Below are 1,859 nucleotides of genomic sequence, written 5' to 3'. Positions count from 1 at the left end.
TAGCCAGTCGTTTAAGGCTTTGTTGCCCTTGTTTTGTGTATTAAGCGTTGTACTACATGTTGGATAATGCAAGGTTTTTGAAAGTCCCAATCCTATTTTCTTGCACTAACATCGGACTTTAACAGGTCAAAAGCCTTATTTTAAAAGGGTTTTACCATTATTCAGCCAGCCCTAGTAAGGCTTTCAAAATAGTTTGACATAAAACCTGATTTAGGGGTTACAAAGGTGAGATGCTCCCCTTCCCCACTTCCCCACTTCTCCACTTCTCCACTTCCCACTCTGCAATAACTACTGGCAGCCAGAAATACATTGGTTTCCTATCATACTTTGTGCTTTTTGTCAAAAAAACTTTTTTTTTGCAATAAAACTACACAAAAAAAAGATCATCGTTATGGGTGAAATTGACTGATTTACCTGTTTTAATTAGGATCACCTTGTAGGTGTGGCAAGGGTTTGAGCCATTGCTGCCCAAAAAAGCACATAATAACCCACTATGAAATTCTATCAAATCGCTGTAACCATTGTAACATCGTTGTTAAATAAAAATCTTTCTCAATTAATTCTTAAGAATTTATAAATATTGCGAAATGTTAATTTAAATATTCTCAAGTTTTTGGAGTCAATAAATAATTTTTGCTTATCTTTGTCCAACATGGGGTTAGAAGTCAGGAGTCGGGAGTCAGAAGTCAGTATTCAGGAGACAGGAGATTATTTTTATGTATTCTTCCCACACCCCACACCCCACACCCCACACCCCACCTCCCCACTTTCCCACTCTCGACAATTCTCCTTCTCCGCCGCGTTAAGCATAGTCGATAATAATAAAAGACAGATCGATCGCTTGCGCTCATGACCGGCAACCACTACCAAACCTTAGAAATCAGCCATAAATCGACCCCTGACGAGATTAAACGGGCCTATCGGCGTTTAGCCAGACAATTCCATCCCGATAGTCAAAACGATAGTGCCAGTCACGATAAAATCGTCGCTATTAACGCCGCCTACGAGATTTTAAGCGATCCGAGGCTAAGAAAGGACTACGATAACCAACTAATCGCCAATTTTCCCGAAAAACGCGGCCAACGCACTGCCACTGCCCAAGCAAATTACCATCGTTACAAAGAGGCAGTCCAGGAAGACGAGGCCCTGGTGAAACAGTGGTATAACCAGACCTATAGCCCGATTAATCGTCTGATCGGTCAAATTATTCGACCTCTCAAAGGTCAGATCGATCACCTATCCGCCGATCCCTTCGATGATCAGTTAATGGCTGTTTTTCAAGACTATCTAGAAACCTGTCGCCAAAATCTCGATCGAGCCAAAACCCTCTTTTGCCAAAGGCCCAACCCTGCCAAAATGGCCAAAGTGGCCGCTTCTCTTTACTACTGTCTCAATCATCTCACTGACGGACTAGAAGAATTAGAAACCTTTACCCTTAACTACGATGATCGCTCTCTCCACACCGGTCAAGAAATGTTTCGCATGGCCCAGCGTTTACAGGTGGAAGCTAAACAGATAGCCAGTCAGTGCCAAAATTAAATCTCTAGCCATGGGCAAAAAAAAAGACGAAAATAGATCAAGACCAGATTTACCCAATCCCTAGCTTAACCCCGATGAGAGACAAACAATCAGAAATTACCAATATATCCACCACCAGAGATTCTGATCTTTATTCCTTGCCTCCGGCCGTCCAACGGGCTGCTAATATCCTTTTACGTCAGGGAAGAATCGGTTTTTGGACGCAGATTGTCCTAGGCGTGATTTCAGGGGTTTTATTACTCATTGCTACCGCTAGTTTATTAGGGACGAGACAACGCACTTCTGGCATTGAAATCGGTGTTTTATGTGCCATTGGTGGG

Annotated in this window: 3 protein-coding genes; all 3 read left to right on the top strand. The window is 42.5% G+C overall.

What is annotated here, in order from left to right:
• The first annotated feature begins 580 nt into the window (after positions 1-580).
• Positions 581-853, top strand: coding sequence for a hypothetical protein (locus tag PX481_RS05145; protein WP_071825130.1), 273 nt, complete (start codon positions 581-583; stop codon positions 851-853).
• A complete protein-coding gene (locus PX481_RS05140; RefSeq protein ID WP_002763029.1) occupies positions 850-1,539 on the top strand; it encodes a J domain-containing protein in 690 nt (229 codons plus the stop codon). Before PX481_RS05145 ends, PX481_RS05140 begins: the two co-directional genes overlap by 4 nt.
• A 74-nt stretch (positions 1,540-1,613) precedes the next feature.
• The coding region (locus tag PX481_RS05135) for a DUF3611 family protein (protein WP_288093882.1) at positions 1,614-1,859 on the top strand (246 nt) is incomplete at its 3' end.

This window comes from Microcystis sp. M53603_WE2 (assembly GCF_030065435.1).
This window is presented reverse-complemented; position numbering and strand designations above follow the sequence as displayed.

What these genes read in the sequence shown, in the direction of transcription:
- PX481_RS05140 (WP_002763029.1), top strand. Translation starts at nt 850, where the DNA reads ATGACCGGCAACCACTACCAAACCTTAGAAATCAGCCATAAATCGACC.